Origin of the sequence: Paenibacillus sp. PL2-23 (assembly GCF_040834005.1) — a bacterium.
Taxonomy (GTDB): Bacteria; Bacillota; Bacilli; order Paenibacillales; family Paenibacillaceae; genus Pristimantibacillus.
Genome location: NZ_CP162129.1, coordinates 2,544,681 through 2,567,831, shown reverse-complemented (window position 1 = coordinate 2,567,831; position 23,151 = coordinate 2,544,681). Strand labels below are relative to the sequence as shown.

Here is a 23,151-nt window from a genome sequence, read left to right as displayed (position 1 = left end):
TCCCTAGAATCCATCATGAAGTCAAGCTTTCAGCTGTCTCTCTAGGGTAATAATCTCAAGACCTAACCGCGCTGCTTCCAATGCATCGCCGGCGCGCTCGGCGCGCACCATATCTTCCTTCTTCCTCTCGATCTCCCGCAGCCTGGGCACCTTGAGGATCGTTTCCATATATGCCTCAAGGAGCGTCTCGTCGAACGGAAAGTCTCCGTCCATCAGCAGGATGGTCGAAGCCGTCTCCTCCAGACGGTCATCATGCAAGGTTTCAATGAACTTGGCGGCGTCCGGTTCATACCCACCCGCATAATAGGCGTATAAATAAGCAGCAAGCGCTGCGTGATCCTGAGCATTGAACGCATCGCCAATTCTCTCATGCACAGTTTCCGCAATCTCGCGATCACGCATCATCACGTGCAGCAATCTCCGCTCCGCGTACGTGTAGGCCGGCAGAATGCTCGGCGCTCGGGACGTACGGCGCTTTTCATTCCTACCATTATTCCACGAATTATCGTTATTATCCCCTTGAGGCCTCTTTTTTTGGTGCTCCTGGCGGATGCTGTGACAGTCCTGCTTGAGTGCGTCAAGCGAGATGTCGAACTCCCGGGACAGCTCCTTCAGATGAACCTCGCGCTCCGTGGAAGAATCCAAGCCAGCCACAATGGCGACTGCCTCCATCAGGTAGTTTTTACGACCTTCTTCTTTTAGCAGTATATGGTTTTTTCTTGAATATATAAGCTTAAATTTTGTAACGGAGACCGGCTCGTCTATCACATCGCGCATGTAAGCCTCCGGTCCATGCTCGTTTATATATTCGTCAGGATCCTTGCCCTTAGGCAGCATGGCAACGTACACCCTGAGACCCGCTGCCTCCAGCATCGGTATGGATTTGTGCGCCGCCGCTTGCCCCGCCTCATCCCCGTCGTAGCAGAGCAGCACCTCCTCCGCCAGCCGGCGAAGCAAGGAGCAGTGTTCCTCCGTCAAAGCCGTTCCCATCGTAGCCACGCCGTTATGAACGCCGGCGTTCCAGGACTTGATGACGTCCATGTAGCCTTCGAACAGGACAACCTGCTTGCTCTTCCTGATGGCAGGCCTAGCATAATGCAGATTGTAGAGCGTCCTGCTTTTGGTGAACAGCATCGTCTCCGGAGAATTCAAATATTTGGGGTTGCCCTCGCCGATGATACGCCCAGCGAATGCGGCCGCCTTCCCGCTTGCGTCCCACAACGGAAACATAATTCTGCCGCGGAAACGGTCGACGTATCCGCTGCCGTCGCTTTTGGCGGATAATAGCCCGCCCTTCTCCATCAGCTCGGGATCATAGCCTCTCCCCGTAAGAAATCGGGTCAGCACATCCCACTCGTCCGGTGCATAGCCGATCATAAAATGGTCGATCAAGCGATCCGACATGCCGCGGTCACGCAAATATTGTTTGGCCCTGTCACCCTGCTTCGTGTTATTCAACAAATAATGGTAAAATTTGATGGCCAACTCATGCGCTTCAATCAGCTTCTGTCGATTGGGATCCTGGGGCGTTTCCTTCCCGCCGTCCGGAGCCCAGGTAATCGGCATACCCGCTTCCTCAGCGAGAATTCTGACCGCCTCGGGAAACGTATAACCTTCCTTGTATTCCAAAAAGCGAATAACATTGCCGCTTTTCCCGCAGCCGTAGCAATGAAAAATTTGAAGCTCCGGCGTTACCGTGAACGAAGGCGTTTTCTCCGAATGAAACGGACACAACCCTTTCATATATTTGCCCTGTTTCGTGAGGTGAACGTATTTCCCGACCGTTTCTACGATGTCATGACGCTTGCGAACCGCGTCGATGACCTCATCCGGTATTTTACCGTTTGTCATCGTTCCATCACCAACATCTCAGCAATTAATAACGAAAGTCTCGTTCAGATTTTTAATAATATTCGCTAAACGTCCAGTTTCTCCTGCTCCGATCGCAAAACTTTTGTCAACTTTTGTTGAAAACTTATACGATCTTCGGCAGTCATCGCTTTGGGCCCTTTCGTACGGCCGCCGGCTCGCCTTAGTCTAGCGCCTTCATGCCTGCGCTCCATCAAATAATCGATGTTGCCGTTCGTGTACTGCTCGCCTCTTGGCGACAGCACAATCGCGCCCTTGCCAAGCGCCATGCAGGCCAGTCCGAAATCCTGCGTGACCAGCACGTCGCCGGAGGCAATATGATTCATAATATACAGATCCGCGGATTGGCTGCCTCTGTCCACCTGCACGACGCGTACGCCCTCCTTGGCCTCCATGCGATGATCGTAGGAGGCGACCATACAGACGGCAATGCCGAACGCTTTGGCCGTTTCCTCGATTTCCGCTTTGACGGGACACGCGTCCGCGTCGACAACAATCGTCATCTGTTTGGATGCTGTCATCACCTTCACCGCTTGTCTGAATAGGTTGGGATTGGATTGCCTTACTATTATATACGGCGATCCATCAAAAAAATCCTGCCGCTACTGCCCCCGAACATACTCCATAATGAGGCTTGCCGTCTCCTCCACCGCGCGGTGCGAGACGTCTATGACAACACAGCCCAGCTTCTTCATGATGTCAGCCGCGTAGTTCAGCTCCAGCTCGATCCGATCCGTTGTAGCATAAGAGGCCGTGTCCGGCAAACCAAGAGCCTTCAGACGTTCCTTGCGAATGACATTCAAATAGGCCGTGTTGATCGTCAGGCCAATGACCTTCTGCTTCGGCAGACTGAACAGCTCTGTCGGAGGCTTCAGCTCAGGCACAAGCGGCACGTTGGCCACCTTGTACTTCTGATGGGCCAGATACATGGAGAGCGGCGTCTTGGACGTTCGCGACACCCCCACCAATACGATATCCGCTTTAAGCACGCCTGAGGTATCCCTAGCGTCGTCATATTTGACGGCAAACTCAACCGCCTCCACCTTCCGGAAGTAATCTGCGTCAAGCACATGATTGAGCCCCGGCTCCTGCCTAGATTTGCGGCCAGTACGATGCTCCAGCGTCTCGATGAACGGTCCCAGCAGGTCGATTGCCACAATCCCGTTCTCCTCCGACAGCCGCCTCATGGATTCCCGAAGCTGCGGCAGCACCAAGGTGTAGAGGACAATCGCCTGCGACAGCTTGGCGAGCTCGGTAATCCGGACCAGCGCCGATTCGTCTGTTACGAACGGCGCTCGCCGGATTTCCGCGCTGATCGGATGGAACTGCGCGATCGCCGCGCGGACAACGAGCTCGCCGGTATCGCCGGCCGCGTCTGATACCACATACACGATCACTTCGTTTTTGCCCAAGGCTTGCGTCATGCTCCATCATCCTTTCTGCGCGCACTCATATTTACACAGGGATACAGCTTTACCAAACAAGCTTGGACAAATCCGCCACAGAATGGATGTCCTTCGCGACGACTTTAAGCGTCGCCAGACGGTTGGCGCGAACCTTCTCGTCCTCAGCCATAACCATTACACTGTCAAAATACGCTTGTATCGACGGCTTGAGCGCCGCCAACAGCTCAAGTGCAGCGGTCATATTCCGCTCGGAAGACGCATCGGCGAAGGCTGCCCGCTGGCTCATCCATGCTTCATACAGCTGAGCCTCGGCTGGCTCCGCGAACAGACTTGGATCAACAGCGCCGCCGGATGACTTGGAAGCCAAGTTGCATACGCGGCACAATTGCTCGACAACCAGCTTAAACTCCGCTTTGCCGTCACCGGAGGCCAGAGCGCCTACAGCTGCCGCACGATTCGCTGTCAAGCGCAGATCATGAATGCCCGGCGCCATAACCGCGTCCACCACGTCATAACGGTGGCCTTGCTCCGACAACCAGTTTTTCACGCGCAGCGAGAAGAAGTCCTGCAGCTCTTTACGAATATCGTCCGCGGAACGTTTCAAGCCCCGCTTCTCATGAACGCCCAACGTGATTTGGAACAGCTCGTTAAGACCCAGCTTGAGATCGAACGCGAGCAATATTTGCACAATGCCGGCCGCTTGCCTGCGCAGCGCGTATGGATCCTGCGAGCCGGTAGGAATAATGCCGATCGAGAAGCAGCCGACGATCGTATCGATTTTGTCCGCCAGGCTTACAATGGCTCCCGTCAGCTCGGAAGGCACGGCATCACCCGAGAATCTTGGCTGATAATGCTCGTTGATCGCCTTGGCGACCTCATCGCTTTCACCCAGCTTGCGAGCGTAGTCCTCGCCCATAATGCCTTGCAGCTCAGGGAATTCATACACCATCTGCGAGACAAGATCGAACTTGCATATAGCCGCTGCACGCGACACATGAGCCGCAGCCTGTGAGTCTATCCCCAGCTCGCTCGCAATGGAGTCGGCCACGGACACGATACGGCGCACCTTGTCGGCAACCGTGCCAAGCTCCTCGTGATACACGATATTCTCCAGCTTGGACAGCGCACGCTCAATCGTCAGCTTGTGATCCTCTTCATAGAAGAACTTGGCGTCGGACAGTCTGGCGCGAAGCACCTTCTCATTGCCCTTGGATACCAGCTCGATGGAGCGGCGATCGCCGTTGCGCACCGTTACAAAGTAAGGCAGCAGCTTGCCGCTGTCGTCCAGCACCGGGAAGTAGCGCTGGTGCTCTCTCATCGACGTAATCAGCACCTCTTGCGGAATGTTCAGGAACGAAGGATCAAATGTGCCGTACAGCGCGTTAGGATATTCCACCAGGAAGAGAACCTCCTCCAGCAAGTCCTCCTTAATCGCGATCGTCCAGCCCTTCTCCGCCTTCAGCTCATCCAGCTGCTTCAGAATCAGTGCCTCGCGTTCCGCAATATCAGCGATGACGTGCTGCTCGCGAAGCGCGTCTGCATAGTGAGCAGGCTCCGTAATTATGGCATCCTGGCCCAGGAAGCGATGGCCTCTGGACACATTGCCTGTCGCAACTCCCGCGATCTCGAACGGAATAATCTCGCTTCCCAACATGGCAACCAGCCAGCGAATCGGACGTACGAACCTCAGCTCATAAGCGCCCCAACGCATATTTTTGGGGAAGGACATAGACGTAATCAGACCCATCAAGCCCTCAGCCACGATGGAGCGCGTCTCCGCTCCAATGCTGCTTTTTCTGGCATACACATATTCGACACCCGCAAGCTCCTGGAAATACAGCTGCTCCGGCTCTACGCCCTGGCTGCGCGCGAAGCCCAGAGCGGCTTTGCTCCAGTTGCCGGCCTCGTCAACCGCGATTTTGCGAGAAGGGCCTTTGGCTTCCTCGTTGCTGTCCGTCTGCTTATCCGCCACATCTCGAACAAGCACGGCCAGACGTCTGGGAGTAGCGTAGGCTTCAACAGCGCCATACGTTACGCGAGCTTCCGTCAGCCACTTCTCCGTTTTTTCCTTCAGCTGTTGAATAGCGCCCCGCACGAATCGCGCAGGCACCTCCTCAAGACCGATCTCCAGCAATAAATCCTTAGCCATTGTGCCCCTCTCCTTTCTTCAGCAACGGGAATCCGAGACGCTCGCGCTCCTCCAGATATGTCGCTGCGCATTGCCGAGCCAGATTTCGAACTCTTGTTATATAACCGGTACGTTCCGTTACACTAATGGCACCGCGTGCGTCAAGCAGGTTGAATGTATGGGAGCACTTCAGCACGTAGTCGTATGCCGGGAAAACAAGATGGTGCTCCATCGTTTTCTTAGCTTCTTCCTCATACATGTTAAACAAAGAGAACAGCATTGCAGTATCCGATGTCTCGAACGTATATTTGGAGTGCTCGAACTCAGGCTGCAGGAACACATCGCCATAGGTGACGCCCTCCACCCATTCCAGATCGAACACATTTTCTTTCTGTTGGATGTATGAAGCCAATCGCTCCATACCATAAGTGATTTCAACAGCAACCGGATTCGCATCAATACCTCCGACTTGCTGGAAGTAGGTGAATTGTGTTATTTCCATACCATCAAGCCATACTTCCCATCCCAGTCCCCACGCGCCAAGTGTAGGGGATTCCCAGTTATCCTCTACAAAACGGATATCATGATCCTTGGCATCAATGCCGAGACGACTCAAGCTTTCAAGATACAGCTCCTGAATATTGTCTGGCGACGGTTTTAGAATAACCTGAAATTGATGATGCTGATACAAGCGGTTCGGGTTCTCCCCATAACGGCCGTCAGCGGGACGTCGGGAAGGCTCTACATAAGCGACGTTCCATGGCTCCGGTCCAATGGAGCGCAGGAAGGTCATGGGATTCATCGTTCCGGCGCCTTTCTCCACGTCGTAAGGCTGCACCAGAATACAATTCTGTTCCGCCCAGAACTGCTGAAGCGTCAATATCATGCCTTGAAAATTCATTCCGTTCGACTCCTTCTTTTTTGGGGTTTGGTGTTGCTTCCTTGTCGAGCATGTATGTATCGGCGTTGGCACACAAAAAACTCCCGCCTCTACGTCTGCCCATTCAGACATAGGGACGAGAGCTTGCTCCCGCGGTTCCACCCTACTTGGTTATCCCCTTACGGACAACCCGCTTTGTTTCGTCAGACTCCGGAGCGCCCTTCATCGCAATCGTCCTACCGGGCTTCCACTCCCCCCGATTCGCTGTGTCTGTCGACGTGTCACGACTACTTTCTCCATCATAGTCTTCTATTCATAATTTCATATTGTATGCAAATCCATGCCAAAAGTCAAACCAATTTGTCAAGCTGATCGAGAAAATGGCGCGACTTCAGCTGCAGCCCCAGCTGAACATCCATAAGCGACCGCATGAGCCGCTTCAGCTCAAGCTTGGTATCCGTCTTCACCGAGATGGCGCCCAGCCTTCTCATATCCATTCGCCTGAACAGCCGCAGCAGCTTGTGCGCGCTTTCGCTTATGGCCGCAGCGGATGGATCACGCCCGCCGCATCTGGCGCACAGGATGCCGCCGGCCTGCGCCGACAGCTTGAAGGGTCCCACCCTGTTGCCGCAGGACACACATTCCTCCAGCTCTGGCGCGTAGCCGGCAAGATCCAGCACTCTCATCTCATACAGATGAATAACGATCTGAGGATCCTTGCCATCGCTTAACGCGGCCAGGCAAGCTTTCAGCTGCTCGAAATAAAAAACGCTGGGCTCGTCCTCCTGCAGGGTGCGATCTGTCAGCTCAGCCGCATAAGCGGCATAAGCAGACAAATCAAGCTGCATACGCAAATCATGGTGAGATTCGATAATCTCACCATGATTCAGCGTCCCGAGTCCCGATCCCCGGAAATATTGATACTCTCCGTACGTAAATGGCTGGGCCAACGATGAATGCCTGCTTCTTACCTTTTTGGCGCCCTTAATCAAAACGCCTGCTTTGCCATTCGTCTTCGTGAGCAGCGTCACAATTTTGTTGCTTTCACCGTAGTCCATACAACGCACTACGATTCCTTCCACGCGATACAGCATATTGGCATCTCCCCCATGAAACAATGCCCATTCCTTATTGCCTGTCGTCCGCCGAAGCCCATTCATCCTCCGCGTCCATCACGGCTTCCGAATCGGCAGACGAACCATATTGATCCATTTCCTTATACAGCATGAAAGATTCGACATCCCCGGTCAACGTAAAATACTTCCACGAAAAATCTCGCATTCGTATTCATCCTTTCCGCCTCGGAAATGCAGCTCAAGACGGTATTAGGATGTGATAGTTGTACAATAATATCCGTGAGAAAAACTGTAAGCCTCCCGCTCCGTTATTCGTTACGGAAGCCCAGATCCTTCAGCACGCGATCCTGATTGCGCCAATCCTTTTTCACCTTTACCCACAGCTCCAGGAACGTCCGCGAGCCCAGCAGCGCCTCAATATCCTTGCGCGCCTGCTTGCCGACCTCCTTCAGAAATTCGCCGCGCTTCCCAATCACAATACCCTTCTGCGAGTCGCGTTCAACGAAGATGACCGCACCGATATAGACAACGCCATTGTCCTGCACACGCATATCCTCAATCGCAACGGCAATGGAATGAGGCACCTCCTCGCGAGTCATATGAAGAATTTTCTCACGAATGAGCTCCGCGCAGACGAACTGCTCGGGATGATCAGTAATCTGATCAGCGGGGTAATATTGCGGCCCCTCCGGCAAATATCGGGACAGCTGCTCCAGCAGCGTCGTCACATTATTCCCGTTCAGCGCGGAGATCGGCACGATTTCCGCGAAGGGATACAGCTCGTTGTATTGCGTAATCATCGGCAGCAGCTTCTCCGGCTCAACCTTGTCGATCTTGTTCATAACCAGGAATACAGGCGTCTTGACCTTCTTCAGCTGTTCGATGATATATCGGTCTCCGCCGCCGATTCCCTCTGATACATCCACCAGGAACAGGGCGGCCTCCACTTCTCTCAACGCGCTCTCAGCCGTCTGCATCATATAATTGCCCAGCTTGGATTGCGGCTTATGAATGCCCGGCGTATCCAGGAACACGATTTGCGTATCGTTGGTTGTATAGACGCCATGGATTTTGTTGCGTGTCGTCTGCGGCTTATCCGACATAATCGCAATCTTCTGTCCGATCAGATGATTCATAAGTGTAGATTTGCCTACGTTTGGTCTTCCTATAATCGCAACAAAGCCTGAACGGAACGGCTTGTCCTCTTTTGCGTCATTGGTTTGCTTCTGATTCATAGCTTAGCTTTGCTCCTCCTTATGCAGCGACAATGGTGTGAAAGCGCCCGGCAGCAGCTCCGCCACCGATTTCATTGTCCATTCTCCTTTTAAGTTGCCCATAATAACCGGCATATCCGGCGCACACAGTTCAACGAGCACCTGCCGGCATACACCGCATGGAGTGATGGGACCATCCGTGTCTCCCATGACAGCAATCGCTTGGAACTGCCCAGGGGGATGTCCGTCGGCGATCGCCCGGAACAAGGCGGTGCGCTCCGCGCAATTGGTTGGTCCATATGCCGCATTCTCCACATTGCACCCATAATGAATGACGCCGTCCCGATCCAGGAGCGCCGCACCTACCTGAAAGCCCGAATAAGGCACGTAAGCGCGCCGCATAGCTTCCCTTGCGGCGCGCAACAACTCGACGTATGGTTCTGATAGCTCCTTATTTGCCATAACCGTTCCCCTTCCTAACGCTGCGTCGCTATAGTCCATAGCGGCGGACCAAACACCAGGAGACCAATCACAATGGCGAATACAGCCGCCGTCGTGACGGCTCCCGCAGCAACATCCTTGGCTGCTTTGGCCACGGGATGCCGTTCTGGGCTGATGAGATTGACCGTCTGCTCAATCGCCGTGTTCACAAGCTCCAGGCAGATCACAAGCGCTATGGCGAACAGAATCAGACACCACTCCAGCGCCGTAAGCGACAGCCATAACCCCAATGCAATGGCAGCAGCCCCCGCCACACAATGAAACCTCATGTTTCTTTCTGTTCGGAGGGCGAATGAAATGCCCGACAGCGCGAACCTCACGCTTCGCAAATAGGACGCCATTATCGCGTCAGTCCCGCTTGCCGCAGCACAGCCTCCTGCTTGGCTGTCATAATGGCTTCGGATGCTTCATCCTGATGATCATAGCCGATCAGATGAAGATAGCCGTGCACGAACAGAAATCCGATTTCACGTTCCAGGGAATGACCATATTCCTGACTCTGTGACACGGCTCTTTCAACAGATATAATGATGTCGCCCAGCATGCCCGAGATGGGATCCAGCTCATCCTCGCTTTCGACCTCGAAGATGATATCCAACTCCTCCGTGCCATCATCCTGCATCGCAAACGACAGCACATCAGTGGGACGGTCGATGCCGCGATATTCGCGGTTAAGCTCGTGAATGGCGGCATCATCGACGAAGGTCAGCGTCACCTCGCCCTCCGACATACCCTCTGCTTCTCCGGCCAGACGAAGCAGCTCCTGCAGCTTCTCGATCCAGGCGTCTGGAATGTTGACTTTATCTTGTTCGTTGCTGTAATCCAATTGCAGGCTCATGCTAATTCGTACGCTCCTTTGTCTTCGCGTCGTCCGGATATTCAATGCGGGAGTGGAATATGCCAATTACGCTTTCCTTCAGGGATTGCGCCACCTTGTCCAGCTCCTTCAAGGTTAGGTCACATTCGTTATATTGATTGTCGTCGAGACGGCTTTTAATGATCTTGTGAATCATCGCCTCCACCTGCTCCACGGTGGGATTGCGAAGGCTGCGTACGGCCGCTTCCACGCAATCTGCAATACCGACGACAGCGGCCTCCTTGGACTGCGCCTTCGGGCCGGGATAACGGAAGTCATCCTCCGTGAACGTCGGCTCCATTCCTTGCTCCTCAGCCTGCTTGACCGCCTTGTGATAGAAGTACTTGAGAGAGGTTGTGCCATGATGCTGCTCCGCAATATCGCGAAGCGGCTTCGGAATATTGTGCGCCTTCAGCATATCAACCCCGTCCCGGGCATGAGCCACGATAATGGATTTACTCAGCTTGGGATCGATGGTGTCATGCGGGTTCTCGATATTGGTCTGGTTTTCGATAAAATAATTGGGACGTTTTGTCTTCCCGATATCATGGTAGAACGAACCGACTCGGCACAGCAGCCCGTCCGCTCCGATGGATTCCGCCGCCGCCTCCGATAAATTGCCCACCATGACGCTGTGATGATAAGTGCCCGGCGTCTCGGTCAGCAGCTTGCGCAGCAGCGGATGGTTCGGATTGGACAGCTCCACCAGCTTAAGCGCGGACAGGATACCGAAGGTAACCTCAAAGAACGGCATCAGGCCGATAACAAGCACAGCTGTCAGCAAGCCGCTCGCGAAGGCGAAAGCAACCGAATACATAAACGGCATCCGATCCAGCTGCTCCGTCAGCATCAGAATAGCCATAACCGAAGCCGACCCGAAGAGGCTGACCATAATGCCCGCTTTCAGAATCGCAGATCGCTGGCTGGCTCGATGGATGGAGAAGATCGCGGCCAGCGACACCACGATAACAAAAAATCCGAATTTGAAATCAAACAGCATGTTCGGCTGCGTATTCAGGATAACACTGCCCATGATGGTGAACAGGAAGGAGCTGATAATAGCAAGATGCATATCCAGCAGCAGCGTAATCAGCATGGCGCCCAGCGCGACAGGCGCCAGGTAGCCTGCGTATGGCGCAGTGTCAGTCTGTGTAAATGAGATAATCTGCATCGCCAGCATATTGATGAAGAAGATCAGCCATAACATCAGAAGCTGGGCATTGCCGTATTTGGGCCGTGCGCCGCCCAAGCCGCCGGACTGATGCAGATAGGCGTAGATGAGAACAACAAACATAAGAGCCAGCACCAGCAAGCCGGCCTGCGGCCAATAATGACGCTTGTCCTGCAGCAGGTTGGAATCAGACAGCAGCTTGTACATATCCGCTGTAATCGTCTGTCCCCGCTTGACGATGACGTCCCCCTCGTTATACACGACGGGAGGAGTGTTCTGCTTCGCCTGCACCTTGGCTTCCTCTGTCGCGTCCGTGTCCAGAAACTTGTTCGGCATGATGGAGAATCTGGCCAGCTCCTGGACAATTTCCCTCTCCGTCCGGCTGGACAGCGAGCTCGCGTTGACCAGCTCGGCCACTTGCATGCGCGCCGTCTCCGCTTCTCTCAGCTGCTCGCTCATCAGCTTGCGCACAATCTCGCGCGCGACGGTCCGCATCTCCTGGAGCTGCGTGGAGGTCAGCTGCGGCATCTTGTAGAAGGTCTCCTCCGGGATCGCGTATTGCTGCTTCGAAGCGACCTCGGCCATCTCATCCAGCAGCGAGTCGCTGTACAGCCCCTTGCCTCTGTTCGACTCGATGAACTGCTCTATATGCTCCGTATACCGCTTTGGAATTTCATAACGGTAAATTTCGATTTTATTTTCGGTGGTGACCTCATCGTCCATGTTCAGCTGGTCGATCCGGTACATGATTTGCTCCACGAGAGCTTCGTTTCGGAGCGAGACGTTGCTGTATATATCCTCAATTCGATTTGCCGCCGCCTCTTCCGCCTGCCGAGTCGCTTTCTCGTCGCGAATCTGATAAGGCGCTTTGATGTCCTTCTCGCTGACGGCGCCTTCTGCGATGTCGTAGGTTTCCGGAATGACGTGCGGAGACAGACTAAAGTAGAACAGGAGCACGAACAGCATGAATAACAGCCATCTAACGGCGGGACTTTGCCTCCAGCCCGGCTTATGTGCTTTTGCCGTGCCCGTGTTCCCTTTTTTGCTTGTCCCGTTCAGATTCATGCGGCTCTCGTTCCTCTCTAGGCTTTATTCTCGGCATCCCAATCATAAGCCATAATGATTTTTTGAACCAGGGAGTGGCGAACGACGTCTCCTTCGGTGAAATAAATTAAGCCAATTTCCTCGATATTTTTGAGTATGCGCTGCGCTTCGATGAGACCGGAGGTTTTGCCCCTTGGCAAATCGATCTGGGTAACGTCACCCGTCACTACCATCTTGGAGCCGAAGCCAAGACGTGTCAAGAACATCTTCATCTGCTCCGGCGTTGTGTTCTGCGCTTCATCCAATATGATAAAGGAATCGTCCAGCGTGCGTCCCCGCATATACGCCAGAGGGGCGATCTCGATCAGACCGCGCTCCATCGCCTTCACCGTCTGATCCGGCCCAAGGACGTCGTGCAGCGCATCGTACAGCGGACGCAGATACGGGTCCACCTTCTCCTGCAGATCGCCGGGCAGAAAACCTAGATTTTCTCCGGCTTCGACTGCTGGCCTCGTCAATACGATTCGTTTCACGGAGCCTTCCTTCAGCGCGGCCACGGCCAGCACAACCGCCAAATACGTTTTGCCCGTGCCTGCGGGCCCAATGCCAAATACGATATCCTTGCGGCGAATCGTCTTCACATAATGACGCTGGCCAATGGTTTTGACCATTATCTTCTTGCCGCGGTAGGTTGTTGCAATCTCCTTCTTGAACAGATCCAGAAGCTCGTCCGCCTGCATCGTGCGCGCCAGCTCAAGCGCATAAGCGACGTCCCGCTCGGAGGGAGTGTACCCGCCTCTGACGAGCTGGAGCAATACCTGGTATAGCTGCTCCAGCGACTCTGCTTCCTTGACCGGTCCGGAGATGACAATTTCCGCTTCGCGAGAGGATATAGACGACTCCACTTCCTGTTCTACTAATCTCAAAAATCGATCCCGCGGTCCGAATACCGCCAATCCTTCTTCGGCGCTTTCTAGCGGAACTTTAATTGTTTTCGTTTCGATTGGCAACAATACTCAGTCTCCCTGCATCTGGACTATGGGCACTTCTTGAATTAACGATTGCTCCACCTCAAAAAGAACTTTCATATAAACTTTACCATTCTCAGCCTTTTCATGCAAAACAAATTCGCTTCTGACGACAGCGTCGAGACCCGCTTTTTCGATCACATCCGCTTTGGCCTGCATCAATCCGACCGCTTTCGCTTCGTCCTGCGACAGCGTTCTCTCCTGTAGCGTCGTCTCCAGCACCGTCTCCTTCATGCGGCCGAGCGGCAGCTCCAGCCCCCTCCAAGAAAATCTTTCAAGACGGTCGATCGTTTCGGAAGACTCGTAGCCGTCCGAGCCATAGCCGCTGACCTGAAGGGCGCGCGAGCCGATCACGGCGTACCATTTGCTCTTTTTTTCGCCGGTATATACCTTAACCCTCTGCGTAAGAGGCGTCTCCACAAGAAACTCGTACCATACAAGCCCTCTCACCGAGCCCTTGGCGACAACCGCGCGAGCATTCGTTTCATTGCCAATCAGACCGGAAATTAACGTTTGTCCTTTTTTAACGCGTGTATTTTTTTTCACAACGGGCTTTCCAGCCTCCGCGATAATTTGTGTAACCACACCGTCCGCAGAGGCAACCAGGTGTCTTGGACTCTGCAGCTCTGGCACGTCCGGCAGCGTCATCTCCACCACCTGTATGGTAACCTTGGTGCCTTTTTTCTCCACGCCGATCCAGGTTGTTCCCGGTAGCGAGCTTACCAGCCGCTTGGACAGCGTATCCGGGCTCTGCAGGCGGAACGACCATTGAAGGGGGTATAAGCCCTCGGCCTTGGCAGCCCGCAAGATTTGCTCGTCAGACAGCTTTGCGTTGCCCTCCACCTCTACCGACCAGACCAGGGAAGACAGCATAAATATGATGGCGAAGAACAATGCGATTCCGCCCGTAAACCAGACGCGCTTCTCCGCTTTGACCAGCCAGAACGGCAAGCCTTTGCGCTGCTTGACATGAATACGGCAGCCTGTCTCCTTCAAAAAAGGACGAAGCCGAAAAAAATCACTCACCGACACCTCGAATTGAAGAAGTCCCTGGCTTGTCCAACGAATGCCGGACAAAGCGATCCCTCCTTCCAAAGCCCGGTTCACGAACCGCTCCGGCGCACCGCCCCGCGCTTGCACAACAACGACTCCCTGGAACCATAATGCCCCTTGTCCCTTCAACAGCTTCTCCTCCTAACGTTTGTTAACAGCTCAACAAGCCTTGGGTGCAATGAATCAGGAAGCGGCGTGCGGCTCCCTGACAAGGCTTCAGCTCAGCAGCTGAATATTGGTGATCACGCCTTCTATGAATACCTCTTCGGTCCATATCGTCCGTATGACAAGCGAGCTTCCGGTCACCTCCAGCTGTCCCTTGCTAAGCGCGAGACGAAGACGCTCGCTGGAGAACTGAACGACGCCCCGATGATTTTCGATATATAGCTGACGGTCTCCAATCATGGTGAGCCGAGGCAAGTCATACACAACATCCTGCGGCATATCAAGAAGCTCTGCCGTAAGCTTGCGGAATTTGCGTTTCAGGTGGCGCATAGACGGGCTTTGACCTCCTTGGCGATGAAGGTAGTTCAAGCAATTCGTTTAATTGGAGCATGGTTTGAAGTGTGCTATACCAAAATATGCTAAGCGCCAGCACTTTATGTGACGCAGGCTCAAAAACACCAATAGCCGGCGCTCCGCATGGCTGCGGCGCGCCGGCTTCACCTCCGGGGATGTCGGGGCGTTGAAATAAACAAGCTTGCCCTGGCCTGGAAGAGCTGTACGAGCCCAGCAAGCTGCTTGGGGTTATGGGCAGGCGATTTCCTCTGAATCAAGTGAAGGAAGCAGCAGTACAAGCGAGGCGTGTGCTAACTGCGCCGATTTGAACGATTTTTCGTTCAAATTCAGTACTCGGGACCTGCTGCTGCGCCCCTTTGAACGATATTTCGTTCAAATGCGGCACTAGGGACTCGCTGCTGCGCCGCCTTGACAGTTGATCGAGTAGGAGGAGGCGCCTAGCCTCCGTCCTCTCACACCACCGTACATGCGGGTCCGCATACGGCGGTTCCAATAGGTTAACAAAGCTCCAAATAACGAGAAAGCAAACTTTTCAGCCCTTTTGCTTCCCAATAGGAAGTTGGAAGGGCGTTGTTTGTGTTTCGAGACATTTCCCACGCTCCGCGTCTGGAGTTAGCCATGACGAAACATGCCCATTCTGGGACCCCGAGTCCTCGGAGTTCTCGGATACGAGTACGTACCCGTTTCCATTGCTTCCAGAGACACATGCGTAACCTGCGCCGAATCCACTGGTCGAATTTCTCGCAGTGACCTTTTGCTGAGGCTAGCCGGAAATAGCCAATCCAGCCGATGAGATAGCGGTTTAGTTGCATAATCCGGTTTTCCATAGACATCGATCGCGTTCGGTTCGTCAGCTCTCGCACCTTCTCTTTGAATCGTGAGATGGTTTGTGGGGCTAATCGAATCGTCGCTTTCTTATCCCTCAGGAAACTGAATCCGAGGAACTTACGGTTCCAAGGGCGATCTACCGCGCTTTTCTCTCGATTCACTTTCAGTTTCAGCTTCCCTTCTACGAAGCGTGTTACCGAATCCATGACGCGTTCTCCCGCACGTTTACTCGCAACGAATATATTGCAGTCGTCCGCATAGCGGGCGAATCGCAATCCTCGTTCGGTTAGCTCTTTGTCCAAGTCGTCCAACAGAATGTTCGCTAAGAGCGGACTCAATGGTCCGCCCTGCGGCGTACCCTCTCCCGTTTTCTCGAGCACGCCATTTGCCATAACTCCTGCATTTAGGTAGGCACGAATGAGCTTTAACACATATTTGTCCGTCACTTTCCTTGCCACCCTTGCCATGAGCATGTCGTGGTTTACTCGGTCAAAGAACTTCGCTAAGTCCATGTCTACGACCCAGCGGAACCCTTCTTGGATGTAATGTTGAGCTTGCTTTACCGCGTCATGCGCTCGCTTCCCAGGGCGAAAGCCATAGCTATGCCTTGAGAAGTCCGCGTCGAAGATCGGGTTCATCACTTGCAGAAGGGCTTGTTGAAGAAAGCGGTCCATCACGGTCGGGATGCCAAGCAGCCTCACGCCGCCTCCGGGTTTGGGGATTTCCACCCGTTTGACGGGCATGGGTCTGTAGGTTCCCGCAAGGAGCTCGGTCTTCACCGTCTCCCAGTGTGTTTTCAGGTAAGCTTGTAGATTCGCTACCGTTACGCTGTCCACGCCGGGCGCTCCTCCGTTCTGTACCACTCGCTTGTAGGCGAGCCTGAGGTTATCTCCTCTGAGCATTCGTTCTAACAAGTCGTTATTCGCTTCGCGAGAGGAAGGGGCGACTTGTGCCGACGAAGAACTCGGCGCTCCGGCATACCCTGACGGCTTCACCGTTTCTCTTTGCCGCGAGCTCTCTTGCGAGATTTTCTGCTGTCTTTGCTCTTCATGCGAACGCATCGGTTTCCTCTCTCCTTTCGGTTCAGCCCTTCCAGTTTCCGGCGTCCCGTACTCCCGTACTATGGCCTCTGCTGACTCCTGCGGATTCAGCGCGGCTTCTCAGCCGCGGTTACGAAGTAACTTCGCATTTTCCGCAGGCCTCCCCAGATAAGAACGTCATCTTTCTGCCCGTGACCACCTAAGTCTACAGCGCCAGCCCTTGGCGGCTTTGGATTTCGTCTTGGTGTGGAGACTCATCCGGCTGTCACTGCCTCAAATTAGGTTCGTGTACCTTGGCCCGTGCATTTGCCTCCGGCTTCCTTCAGATTCCGCCTCGCGGTGGACACCCTTGCCCTTGGCTACGGTAGGCGCTCGCCAGCCCCCGTTCGGGACTTTCACCCTAAAGATAACGCCCATGCTGGGCGTACCCAACAAAAAAACACCCCTGTTCAGGGGTGTTTTGTGTCCGGATCGTATGCTATTGCAGAAATTGCTGAACCGCTTGATTTACTAGTTTACCGTCTGCGCGCCCCTTTGTTTTGGGCATTAGAGCGCTCATCACTTTCCCCATATCGGCTTTGGAAGAAGCACCGAGTTCATGGATGGTCTGCCTTACTATCTCTTGAATCTCTTCTTCAGTCAGCTGCTCGGGAAGGTATTGACTAATAATTTCAATTTCTGCTGCAAGACCTGTTACCAGGTCATCGCGGCCGGCTTTTTGAAATTCTTGGAGGGAATCTTTACGTATTTTGATCTCGCGACTAAGAATATTAAGCACTTCATTATCTTCCAGGGGACGTTTAAGCTCAATCTCCATATTCTTAACGGACGCACGCATCATACGAATGGTGGTCAGCTTGAACTTGTCCTGACTCTTCATGGCTTGCTTCATATCGTCGGTCAATCGTTCGCTCAGGTTCATTATGCAAGGCTCCTCCTAAAACTTTCTCTTACGCGCAGCCTCGGACTTCTTCTTGCGCTTTACGCTTGGCTTCTCATAATGCTTGCGTTTTTTCACCTCAGCGAGGACACCGTCTTTAGCGATGGAACGTTTAAAGCGGCGAAGCGCAGCATCAATAGTTTCGTTTTTGCGAACTTTCGTTTCAGACACCAGTTTTCCCTCCCTCCGAAACAGACCGTCCAGAGCTATAACACGGTTTATCAAATTTCATTATAGAGTAAAGAGAATCCCAGTGTCAACTTCCGCTCTTTGGCAGCAATCCGCCCAGCTTCTCTCCGCCAAGCAAATGGATATGAAGATGGTATACAACCTGTCCGCCATCGCTGTTCACGTTGTTGATCAACCGGTATCCCGACTCCGCGATTCCTTGCTCCTTGGCGATCTGCCGCGCCGCTGCGAACAGCTCTGCGACCAACTCGGCATCCTCGTCCGCGACATCGTTCATCGTCGGAATATGCTTCTTCGGAATGATTAATATATGTACGGGCGCTGCCGGCTGAATGTCCCGAAAGGCCAGAACGGAATCGTTCTCGAACACCTTTTGGGACGGGATGGAGCCCTCAACGATTTTGCAAAAAATGCAGTCCATTTTCACTTCTCCCCCCTCACCCTTGTCCTAACCTCTATCATAGCGAAAATGGGACCGCTCGTCCAATAGAAGAACGCCGAGCCAGGGAAGCGCTCCCCCAGCTCGGCGTTCGGCAATTAGAAATAAAAAGGCAATAAGGACAAAGCCAGAAGCCCAGCCAGCGGGAAGCCTCTGCGGTAAAATCTGCGGCGCGGGAAATACGGATATCCGCCATAGCCGAAACCGCCGGGAAAAAACGCGCGATCATCGATTTCACCGGCGCAATAGGGCACCGCTAAGTACACCATATTGTCATCCACATGCTCAATGAAGCCATCCTGAAGCATACCGTCGCTGGTCTGCACCATGACATAACGGTGCATATGCTTCTCGCAATGACCCTTCTTCTCTGAAAGATCCATGGTTTGTTGACCCATCATTTCCATCTTGATCAGCCTCCTGTCACCTCATCATATGCAGGTATGGGCAGTTGGCTACTTTGCCGCCTCATCTTTTATCGTTAAGGCGTGGTCTCTTGCAGCAGGGCTTGAATGCGTTGGGCAAGCTCCAGCCATTCGTGGCCCCCCGACAGGCGGTACAGCGCGTTGCGGCTCTCTTCAATGACGTAAGGGAAGCTGTCCAGCGGCTCCTTCAGGGCGATAAATACATCGAGCAATGCCGTGATGTCTGACAGCTCCTCCGGGCGAAGCGGGCCTTCGCCCTCCTCGATGGCGAGCAAGCTGCCGCGCCACCCTTCTATAGCAGCGACGTATTCGGCAGGCGCATCGCTGAACGCTTCGCCGCCAATGGCCGCTGCATGCTGCATGATCGCGGCCATGCCGCTATGCCTGCTTTGAAGCAGGGCATCGCCCAGATGTCCCGCAGACAGCCGGGCTGCAGTACCGTCGGAAGACGCAAGCTCCCCAATTTGCCCAGCGATGCCGCTCCAATACTCCAACTCGCTTTGGCCGTCCTTGAAGCTGTCGAAGATCGATTGCCCCGTGTCCACAGCCTTGCCGCGTGTATGCTCGATATGCTTCGTGTACAGCAGCACATTGCCCATCAGGCTCATCACAAGCAACAACAATACGGCAGCTTGCAGGATAGTCCGTTTTTTCCTTTGGTTGTCCTGTTCCAAGATGATCCTTCCTCCATTATCGCGGCGCTTACAGCCTAATGAATACAGCGCCGTCAAAAAAATATAAGATAAGCTCGTCCACGCGGCGGCCCAGCGTTGTGGCGATCGCTTCGCCGTACAGCTCCAGCTGGAAGCGATGGCGCTCCGCCGCTTCTTCCCAATTGCCGTTCCATATTCGGTCCGTCTTGTAATCAAGCAGCGTCAAACCCTGCTCGTCCTGGAACAGGCAGTCGATAACCCCTTGAATAAGAATAGGCTCTTCCGCAAGCCCCTCGTCCCGTCGAGCATACACTCTGCCCGCGGGAAACATGCAGCTGAACGGCACCTCCCGTTTGACCCAATCGGCCTTCAGAAGCCGCCTGCCGAGCTCGCTGTCATAGAAAGCGAGTACAGAAGCGGGGTCGATTGCCTTCGCTTGGCTGTCCGTCAGCAGCTGCTTATCGACCATGCCTTGCAGCGTATGGCGTATCCCATCCTCCGAGATGGGGCCGTCAAGCGGAATATGCTGCATGAGGAGATGATGGACGGAGCCTCTCTCGGCTGCCGTAAGCGACTTCTCCCCCATAAAGGCCGGCCGGCGAAGCCGAAGCGTGAACGCTGGCTCCGTTCCTTCGCCATGGAAGCTGTCATATGAGATATGAGATGCTTCCTCCGAGCTCCATGCGCCGCCGGAGGCTTCCCATTGAACGGCATCCTCAGGCACTTCCGCGTGAAGCCGCTTCATCTCAGTGACGGACGTTTTGGCGGGCATGCCTAGGGCAGCCCAATGCGGGTAGCGCCACTCCAGCCGCTCCCGTAGCTCAAGGTCCTGGCCCGCATCCTCAAGCAATGCCAGCGACGTAATCGCCTGGAGACGCTCGCGCGCATGCTCGGCACTCTCATCGAGCGCTTCTTCGGCAGATGCCGCCGCCTCGCGCACGAACAGCTCTGCGGGCTCGATCCCGGCCTCCCATGCCATGGAGCCCTCCCCTCGGGCCAGCCTGTCCGACGCAAGGGGGCCTAACCAGTCGATAAAGGCGCGTGCGGATGCGACCTTATAGTCGGATAAGCCTCGGCCTCCGTCTCCCGCGCGGGACCATCGCTCCAGCGCCTTGCGGGCGTCAGCTGCAGTACCGACAAGGAACATCATCTCCTTGGGTCTGGTGAGCGCCACATACAAGATGCGCATCTCCTCCGCCAGCATCTCCATGCGCAGCTTCCGGCGTATCGCCAGAAACGGCAGCGACGGACAGCTGACGCGAAGCTCAGGATCCACATAACGAGGACCGAAGCCCAACGATTTGTGCTTCAGGAACGCGCTTCTTGTATCCTGCTCATTGAACCGCTTGCCTAGACCGGCGACAAACACAACGGGAAACTCAAGCCCCTTGCTCTTGTGAATCGACATGATGCGGACAACATCCTCGCCCTCTCCAAGGGCTCCCGCGGTCCCAAGATCCCCGCCGCTGTCCCTCATCCGTTCGATGAACCGCAGGAACCGGAACAGACCACGGAACGATGTCGCCTCATATTGCCTCGCCCGGTCGTGCAGCGCGCGCAGGTTCGCCTGGCGCTGCGCGCCGCCAGGCAAGCCGCCGACAAAGTCGTAATAGCCCGTCTCGCGATAAATGCGCCATAGAAGCTCCGTCAGCGAGCCCTGACGCGCTTCGTTCCGCCACCGGTCCAGTTTCTCCAGGAAGCCGGCCAGCTTCAGCCTGGACTCATCTCCCAGCCGCTCGGAGCCGGCAGCCTGCAGCACTGCCTCATAATACGACGATTGAGGCGCCGCAAGCCGAATAAGCGCCAGCTCCTCCGCATCAAGCCCGAATAACGGGGAGCGAAGCGCGGCAGCCAGCGGTATGTCCTGAAACGGATTGTCGATCACGCGCAGCATGGACAAGATCGTCTCGACCTCAGTCGCTTCGAAGTAACCGCTGCTAAGCTCGGCGTAAGCCGGTATGCCCATCAGCTGCAGCTCCTCGATGATAACCGGGGACCAGGCCTGAGTCGCCCGAAGCAGAATAACGACGTCTCGCCACTGCATAGGGCGGTATGCTTTTATTTTACCGTCAAACACCTGGCAGCCTCCGTCGACCAGCCCTCTCAGCTGTGCCCCGATCCATCGGGCTTCAAGCTGTGCGACCTTCAGCTCTGAGAGCTCCTCAGCTCCTGATGCTCCTTCCGCCGTATCCTCAGACCCCAATTCGGAATCCTCAGGAACACCGTCCTCCTCATCCTCCTTGCCGGTTCCGCGATCCAGCACCGCAAACCGCACCGTGCAGCCGCCAGGAACGAGCGGCTCCGGATAGGAAGCGCCGCATACCAGCTCCGCCCGTCTGTCGTAGTCCATCTCCGCAACCTTCTCCCGCATGATGCCGCGGAACACGTCGTTCACCCCGTCGACGACCTCCTGGCGGCTGCGGAAATTGCGCGCAAGATCGATTCGTTTGCCTGGAGCGCCCTCTTCTGCAGCATCGGCTGCTTCCTCTCTGCTGCGGTAGACCTTATATTTGGCCAGGAACAGATTGGGCTCCGCAAGGCGGAAGCGGTAGATGCTTTGCTTCACGTCGCCAACCATAAAGCGATTGCCACCGCCGGGGCGCTGGATCAGCGACACAATCGCCTCCTGCACCATATTGGTATCCTGGTATTCGTCCAACAGGATCTCGTCGAACAAAGCCTGATAGTCCAATGCCGCTATGGAAGGCAGCATCTCGCCAGGGGTAGACGCGGGGTCTCGCAATATGCGGAGGCAATAATGCTCCAAATCGCCGAAATCCAGAAGCCCTTTGGTCCGTTTCGCCGACTCGAATCGTTCCCCGAAGGCGATAACCAGCTCAGCCAGCGTGCGCATCAGCGGCGCAAGCTCGGCGAGCTCCTCCGCGAACTGCTCCGCGTCACGGCCGAACAATTCGTCGGCGAGTCCGGACACCAGCTTCTTCGCGCCTTCGCGGAGCTCCTTGGCTTGCTCCTGAAGCCCTTTGTCGTAATCCTCGCCGCGCAGCGCCTTCAGCTTACCGAACGCCGCCTGGCGGAACGGCTCGGCCCAATGACGCCACGAAGTGGATCGCACATGGTCCAGCAAACCCTCCACCAGCGCAAGATCGTCGCTGAAGGCTTCCGCGTACGGGGAAGGCCCCGCTGGCTGGCGAGCCAGCTCCAGCGCTTGACGGAGCTGATCCGCAGCGCCTTCCAGATCGAGCGTCATGTCAGCGCGGAGCGTCGATATCCACTCGCTACCCTCCAGGTGCTCCACGGTCGCCTCCTCATAGGCTGCGGCTGTCTCCCGCAGCCATTGCTCCGGCCAGGGATGGCTTTGCGCGAAGTCATACAGGCTCAGCACAAGCTGATAGAGCGGCTCGTCGCCGCGTTCGCCGCCATAGCGGTCCGCCAGCTGCAGGAACGCTCCGTCCGCCTCGCCTTGTCCGCCATACTTCTCCTCGAACAAAGCATCCAATGTATCCAGCCTGATTAGCTCGCTCTCCGTTTCATTGGCGATTCGGAAGCCCGGATCGAGACCAATCAGCGGATAATAACGCCTGATGACATCCAGGCAGAACGAATGCAGTGTCGTAATGGATGCTTTGCCCATCAGAGCAAGCTGCTTCCGCAGATGCTCCGAATCCGGCTGGCGCTCCAACTCCTTCTCCAGAGCGAGCCGGATGCGATCCTTCATCTCCGCCGCCGCGGCCTTGGTGAACGTTGCAACAAGCAGACGATCCACATCGGTGCGGGAGGATATTTTGCGAATAATTCGCTCTACCAGCACGGCTGTCTTGCCGGACCCTGCCGCGGCCGCTACCAGCACATTCTCCCCTTCCGTTACAATCGCTTCCCATTGATCGTCTGTCCATGTGCTGTTTGCCGGCTTCGGCACGAATGGATTCAACAT

General features: G+C 54.9%; 22 protein-coding genes. All 22 read right to left on the bottom strand.

All coding sequences use genetic code 11. The features are described from left to right. Positions 1-21: 21 nt before the first annotated feature. The gene (gene dnaG / locus AB1S56_RS10835; RefSeq protein ID WP_340867847.1) at positions 22-1,851 is read right to left on the bottom strand and encodes a DNA primase; all 1,830 of its coding nucleotides are present in this window, start codon (positions 1,849-1,851) and stop codon (positions 22-24) included. Between the two features lie 65 nt (positions 1,852-1,916). After that, positions 1,917-2,390 carry a YaiI/YqxD family protein gene (locus AB1S56_RS10830; protein WP_340867848.1) on the bottom strand — a complete coding sequence of 158 codons (474 nt, stop codon included), beginning with the start codon at positions 2,388-2,390 and terminating at the stop codon, positions 1,917-1,919. 81 nt (positions 2,391-2,471) lie between these two features. Next, a complete protein-coding gene (locus tag AB1S56_RS10825; RefSeq protein WP_340867849.1) occupies positions 2,472-3,293 on the bottom strand; it encodes a pyruvate, water dikinase regulatory protein in 822 nt (273 codons plus the stop codon). A gap of 49 nt (positions 3,294-3,342) precedes the next feature. Beyond that, the gene (gene glyS, locus AB1S56_RS10820) at positions 3,343-5,424 is read right to left on the bottom strand and encodes a glycine--tRNA ligase subunit beta (RefSeq protein WP_340867850.1); all 2,082 of its coding nucleotides are present in this window, start codon (positions 5,422-5,424) and stop codon (positions 3,343-3,345) included. Continuing rightward, entirely contained in the window at positions 5,417-6,304 is an 888-nt protein-coding gene (gene glyQ / locus AB1S56_RS10815; RefSeq protein ID WP_340867851.1) for a glycine--tRNA ligase subunit alpha, read from the bottom strand. The genes glyS and glyQ overlap by 8 nt, the downstream gene beginning before the upstream one ends. 329 nt (positions 6,305-6,633) lie before the next feature. Beyond that, the gene (gene recO / locus AB1S56_RS10810) at positions 6,634-7,377 is read right to left on the bottom strand and encodes a DNA repair protein RecO (protein ID WP_340867852.1); all 744 of its coding nucleotides are present in this window, start codon (positions 7,375-7,377) and stop codon (positions 6,634-6,636) included. Positions 7,378-7,411: 34 nt separating this feature from the next. Next, positions 7,412-7,564: a YqzL family protein gene (locus AB1S56_RS10805; protein ID WP_340867855.1), complete on the bottom strand. Its 153-nt coding sequence runs from the start codon at positions 7,562-7,564 to the stop codon at positions 7,412-7,414. Positions 7,565-7,667: 103 nt separating this feature from the next. Further along, positions 7,668-8,594: a GTPase Era gene (gene era / locus AB1S56_RS10800; RefSeq protein WP_340867856.1), complete on the bottom strand. Its 927-nt coding sequence runs from the start codon at positions 8,592-8,594 to the stop codon at positions 7,668-7,670. 3 nt (positions 8,595-8,597) lie between these two features. Next, entirely contained in the window at positions 8,598-9,035 is a 438-nt protein-coding gene (gene cdd, locus AB1S56_RS10795) for a cytidine deaminase (RefSeq protein ID WP_340867857.1), read from the bottom strand. Positions 9,036-9,049: 14 nt separating this feature from the next. Beyond that, a complete protein-coding gene (locus AB1S56_RS10790; RefSeq protein WP_340867858.1) occupies positions 9,050-9,415 on the bottom strand; it encodes a diacylglycerol kinase family protein in 366 nt (121 codons plus the stop codon). Continuing rightward, entirely contained in the window at positions 9,415-9,912 is a 498-nt protein-coding gene (ybeY, locus tag AB1S56_RS10785; protein WP_340867859.1) for an rRNA maturation RNase YbeY, read from the bottom strand. Before ybeY ends, AB1S56_RS10790 begins: the two co-directional genes overlap by 1 nt. A 1-nt stretch (position 9,913) precedes the next feature. Beyond that, entirely contained in the window at positions 9,914-12,166 is a 2,253-nt protein-coding gene (locus AB1S56_RS10780) for an HDIG domain-containing metalloprotein (RefSeq protein ID WP_340867860.1), read from the bottom strand. A 17-nt stretch (positions 12,167-12,183) separates the two neighbouring features. Continuing rightward, a complete protein-coding gene (locus tag AB1S56_RS10775) occupies positions 12,184-13,155 on the bottom strand; it encodes a PhoH family protein (RefSeq protein WP_340868018.1) in 972 nt (323 codons plus the stop codon). Positions 13,156-13,161: 6 nt separating this feature from the next. Then, the gene (gene yqfD, locus AB1S56_RS10770; RefSeq protein WP_340867862.1) at positions 13,162-14,355 is read right to left on the bottom strand and encodes a sporulation protein YqfD; all 1,194 of its coding nucleotides are present in this window, start codon (positions 14,353-14,355) and stop codon (positions 13,162-13,164) included. An 87-nt stretch (positions 14,356-14,442) separates the two neighbouring features. Beyond that, a complete protein-coding gene (yqfC, locus tag AB1S56_RS10765; protein WP_340867863.1) occupies positions 14,443-14,721 on the bottom strand; it encodes a sporulation protein YqfC in 279 nt (92 codons plus the stop codon). Positions 14,722-15,242: 521 nt separating this feature from the next. After that, on the bottom strand, positions 15,243-16,634 hold the full coding sequence (gene ltrA / locus AB1S56_RS10760) for a group II intron reverse transcriptase/maturase (RefSeq protein WP_340867865.1): 1,392 nt from the start codon (positions 16,632-16,634) through the stop codon (positions 15,243-15,245). A 457-nt stretch (positions 16,635-17,091) separates the two neighbouring features. Further along, positions 17,092-17,535, bottom strand: coding sequence for a GatB/YqeY domain-containing protein (locus AB1S56_RS10755; protein ID WP_340867866.1), 444 nt, complete (start codon positions 17,533-17,535; stop codon positions 17,092-17,094). Positions 17,536-17,550: 15 nt separating this feature from the next. Next, positions 17,551-17,724 (bottom strand): 30S ribosomal protein S21, encoded by a 174-nt coding sequence (gene rpsU, locus AB1S56_RS10750; RefSeq protein ID WP_005547957.1) that lies wholly within the window; start codon positions 17,722-17,724, stop codon positions 17,551-17,553. 85 nt (positions 17,725-17,809) lie between these two features. Continuing rightward, complete coding sequence (locus AB1S56_RS10745) at positions 17,810-18,163, bottom strand: histidine triad nucleotide-binding protein (RefSeq protein WP_340867867.1); 354 nt, start codon at positions 18,161-18,163, stop codon at positions 17,810-17,812. Between the two features lie 116 nt (positions 18,164-18,279). Then, positions 18,280-18,588 (bottom strand): hypothetical protein, encoded by a 309-nt coding sequence (locus tag AB1S56_RS10740; RefSeq protein ID WP_340867868.1) that lies wholly within the window; start codon positions 18,586-18,588, stop codon positions 18,280-18,282. 74 nt (positions 18,589-18,662) lie between these two features. Continuing rightward, entirely contained in the window at positions 18,663-19,280 is a 618-nt protein-coding gene (locus tag AB1S56_RS10735; RefSeq protein WP_340867869.1) for a hypothetical protein, read from the bottom strand. Between the two features lie 28 nt (positions 19,281-19,308). Continuing rightward, on the bottom strand, positions 19,309-23,151 hold the full coding sequence (gene addA / locus AB1S56_RS10730) for a helicase-exonuclease AddAB subunit AddA (protein ID WP_340867871.1): 3,843 nt from the start codon (positions 23,149-23,151) through the stop codon (positions 19,309-19,311).

What these genes read in the sequence shown, in the direction of transcription:
- dnaG (WP_340867847.1), bottom strand. Translation starts at nt 1,851, where the DNA reads ATGACAAACGGTAAAATACCGGATGAGGTCATCGACGCGGTTCGCAAG.
- glyQ (WP_340867851.1), bottom strand. Translation starts at nt 6,304, where the DNA reads ATGAATTTTCAAGGCATGATATTGACGCTTCAGCAGTTCTGGGCGGAA.
- ltrA (WP_340867865.1), bottom strand. Translation starts at nt 16,634, where the DNA reads ATGCGTTCGCATGAAGAGCAAAGACAGCAGAAAATCTCGCAAGAGAGC.
- AB1S56_RS10830 (WP_340867848.1), bottom strand. Translation starts at nt 2,390, where the DNA reads ATGACAGCATCCAAACAGATGACGATTGTTGTCGACGCGGACGCGTGT.
- AB1S56_RS10740 (WP_340867868.1), bottom strand. Translation starts at nt 18,588, where the DNA reads ATGGAAATGATGGGTCAACAAACCATGGATCTTTCAGAGAAGAAGGGT.
- addA (WP_340867871.1), bottom strand. Translation starts at nt 23,151, where the DNA reads ATGTTGAATCCATTCGTGCCGAAGCCGGCAAACAGCACATGGACAGAC.
- AB1S56_RS10790 (WP_340867858.1), bottom strand. Translation starts at nt 9,415, where the DNA reads ATGGCGTCCTATTTGCGAAGCGTGAGGTTCGCGCTGTCGGGCATTTCA.
- AB1S56_RS10745 (WP_340867867.1), bottom strand. Translation starts at nt 18,163, where the DNA reads ATGGACTGCATTTTTTGCAAAATCGTTGAGGGCTCCATCCCGTCCCAA.
- AB1S56_RS10805 (WP_340867855.1), bottom strand. Translation starts at nt 7,564, where the DNA reads ATGCGAGATTTTTCGTGGAAGTATTTTACGTTGACCGGGGATGTCGAA.
- cdd (WP_340867857.1), bottom strand. Translation starts at nt 9,035, where the DNA reads ATGGCAAATAAGGAGCTATCAGAACCATACGTCGAGTTGTTGCGCGCC.
- glyS (WP_340867850.1), bottom strand. Translation starts at nt 5,424, where the DNA reads ATGGCTAAGGATTTATTGCTGGAGATCGGTCTTGAGGAGGTGCCTGCG.
- yqfC (WP_340867863.1), bottom strand. Translation starts at nt 14,721, where the DNA reads ATGCGCCACCTGAAACGCAAATTCCGCAAGCTTACGGCAGAGCTTCTT.
- AB1S56_RS10780 (WP_340867860.1), bottom strand. Translation starts at nt 12,166, where the DNA reads ATGAATCTGAACGGGACAAGCAAAAAAGGGAACACGGGCACGGCAAAA.
- AB1S56_RS10825 (WP_340867849.1), bottom strand. Translation starts at nt 3,293, where the DNA reads ATGACGCAAGCCTTGGGCAAAAACGAAGTGATCGTGTATGTGGTATCA.
- AB1S56_RS10755 (WP_340867866.1), bottom strand. Translation starts at nt 17,535, where the DNA reads ATGAACCTGAGCGAACGATTGACCGACGATATGAAGCAAGCCATGAAG.
- recO (WP_340867852.1), bottom strand. Translation starts at nt 7,377, where the DNA reads ATGCTGTATCGCGTGGAAGGAATCGTAGTGCGTTGTATGGACTACGGT.
- ybeY (WP_340867859.1), bottom strand. Translation starts at nt 9,912, where the DNA reads ATGAGCCTGCAATTGGATTACAGCAACGAACAAGATAAAGTCAACATT.
- era (WP_340867856.1), bottom strand. Translation starts at nt 8,594, where the DNA reads ATGAATCAGAAGCAAACCAATGACGCAAAAGAGGACAAGCCGTTCCGT.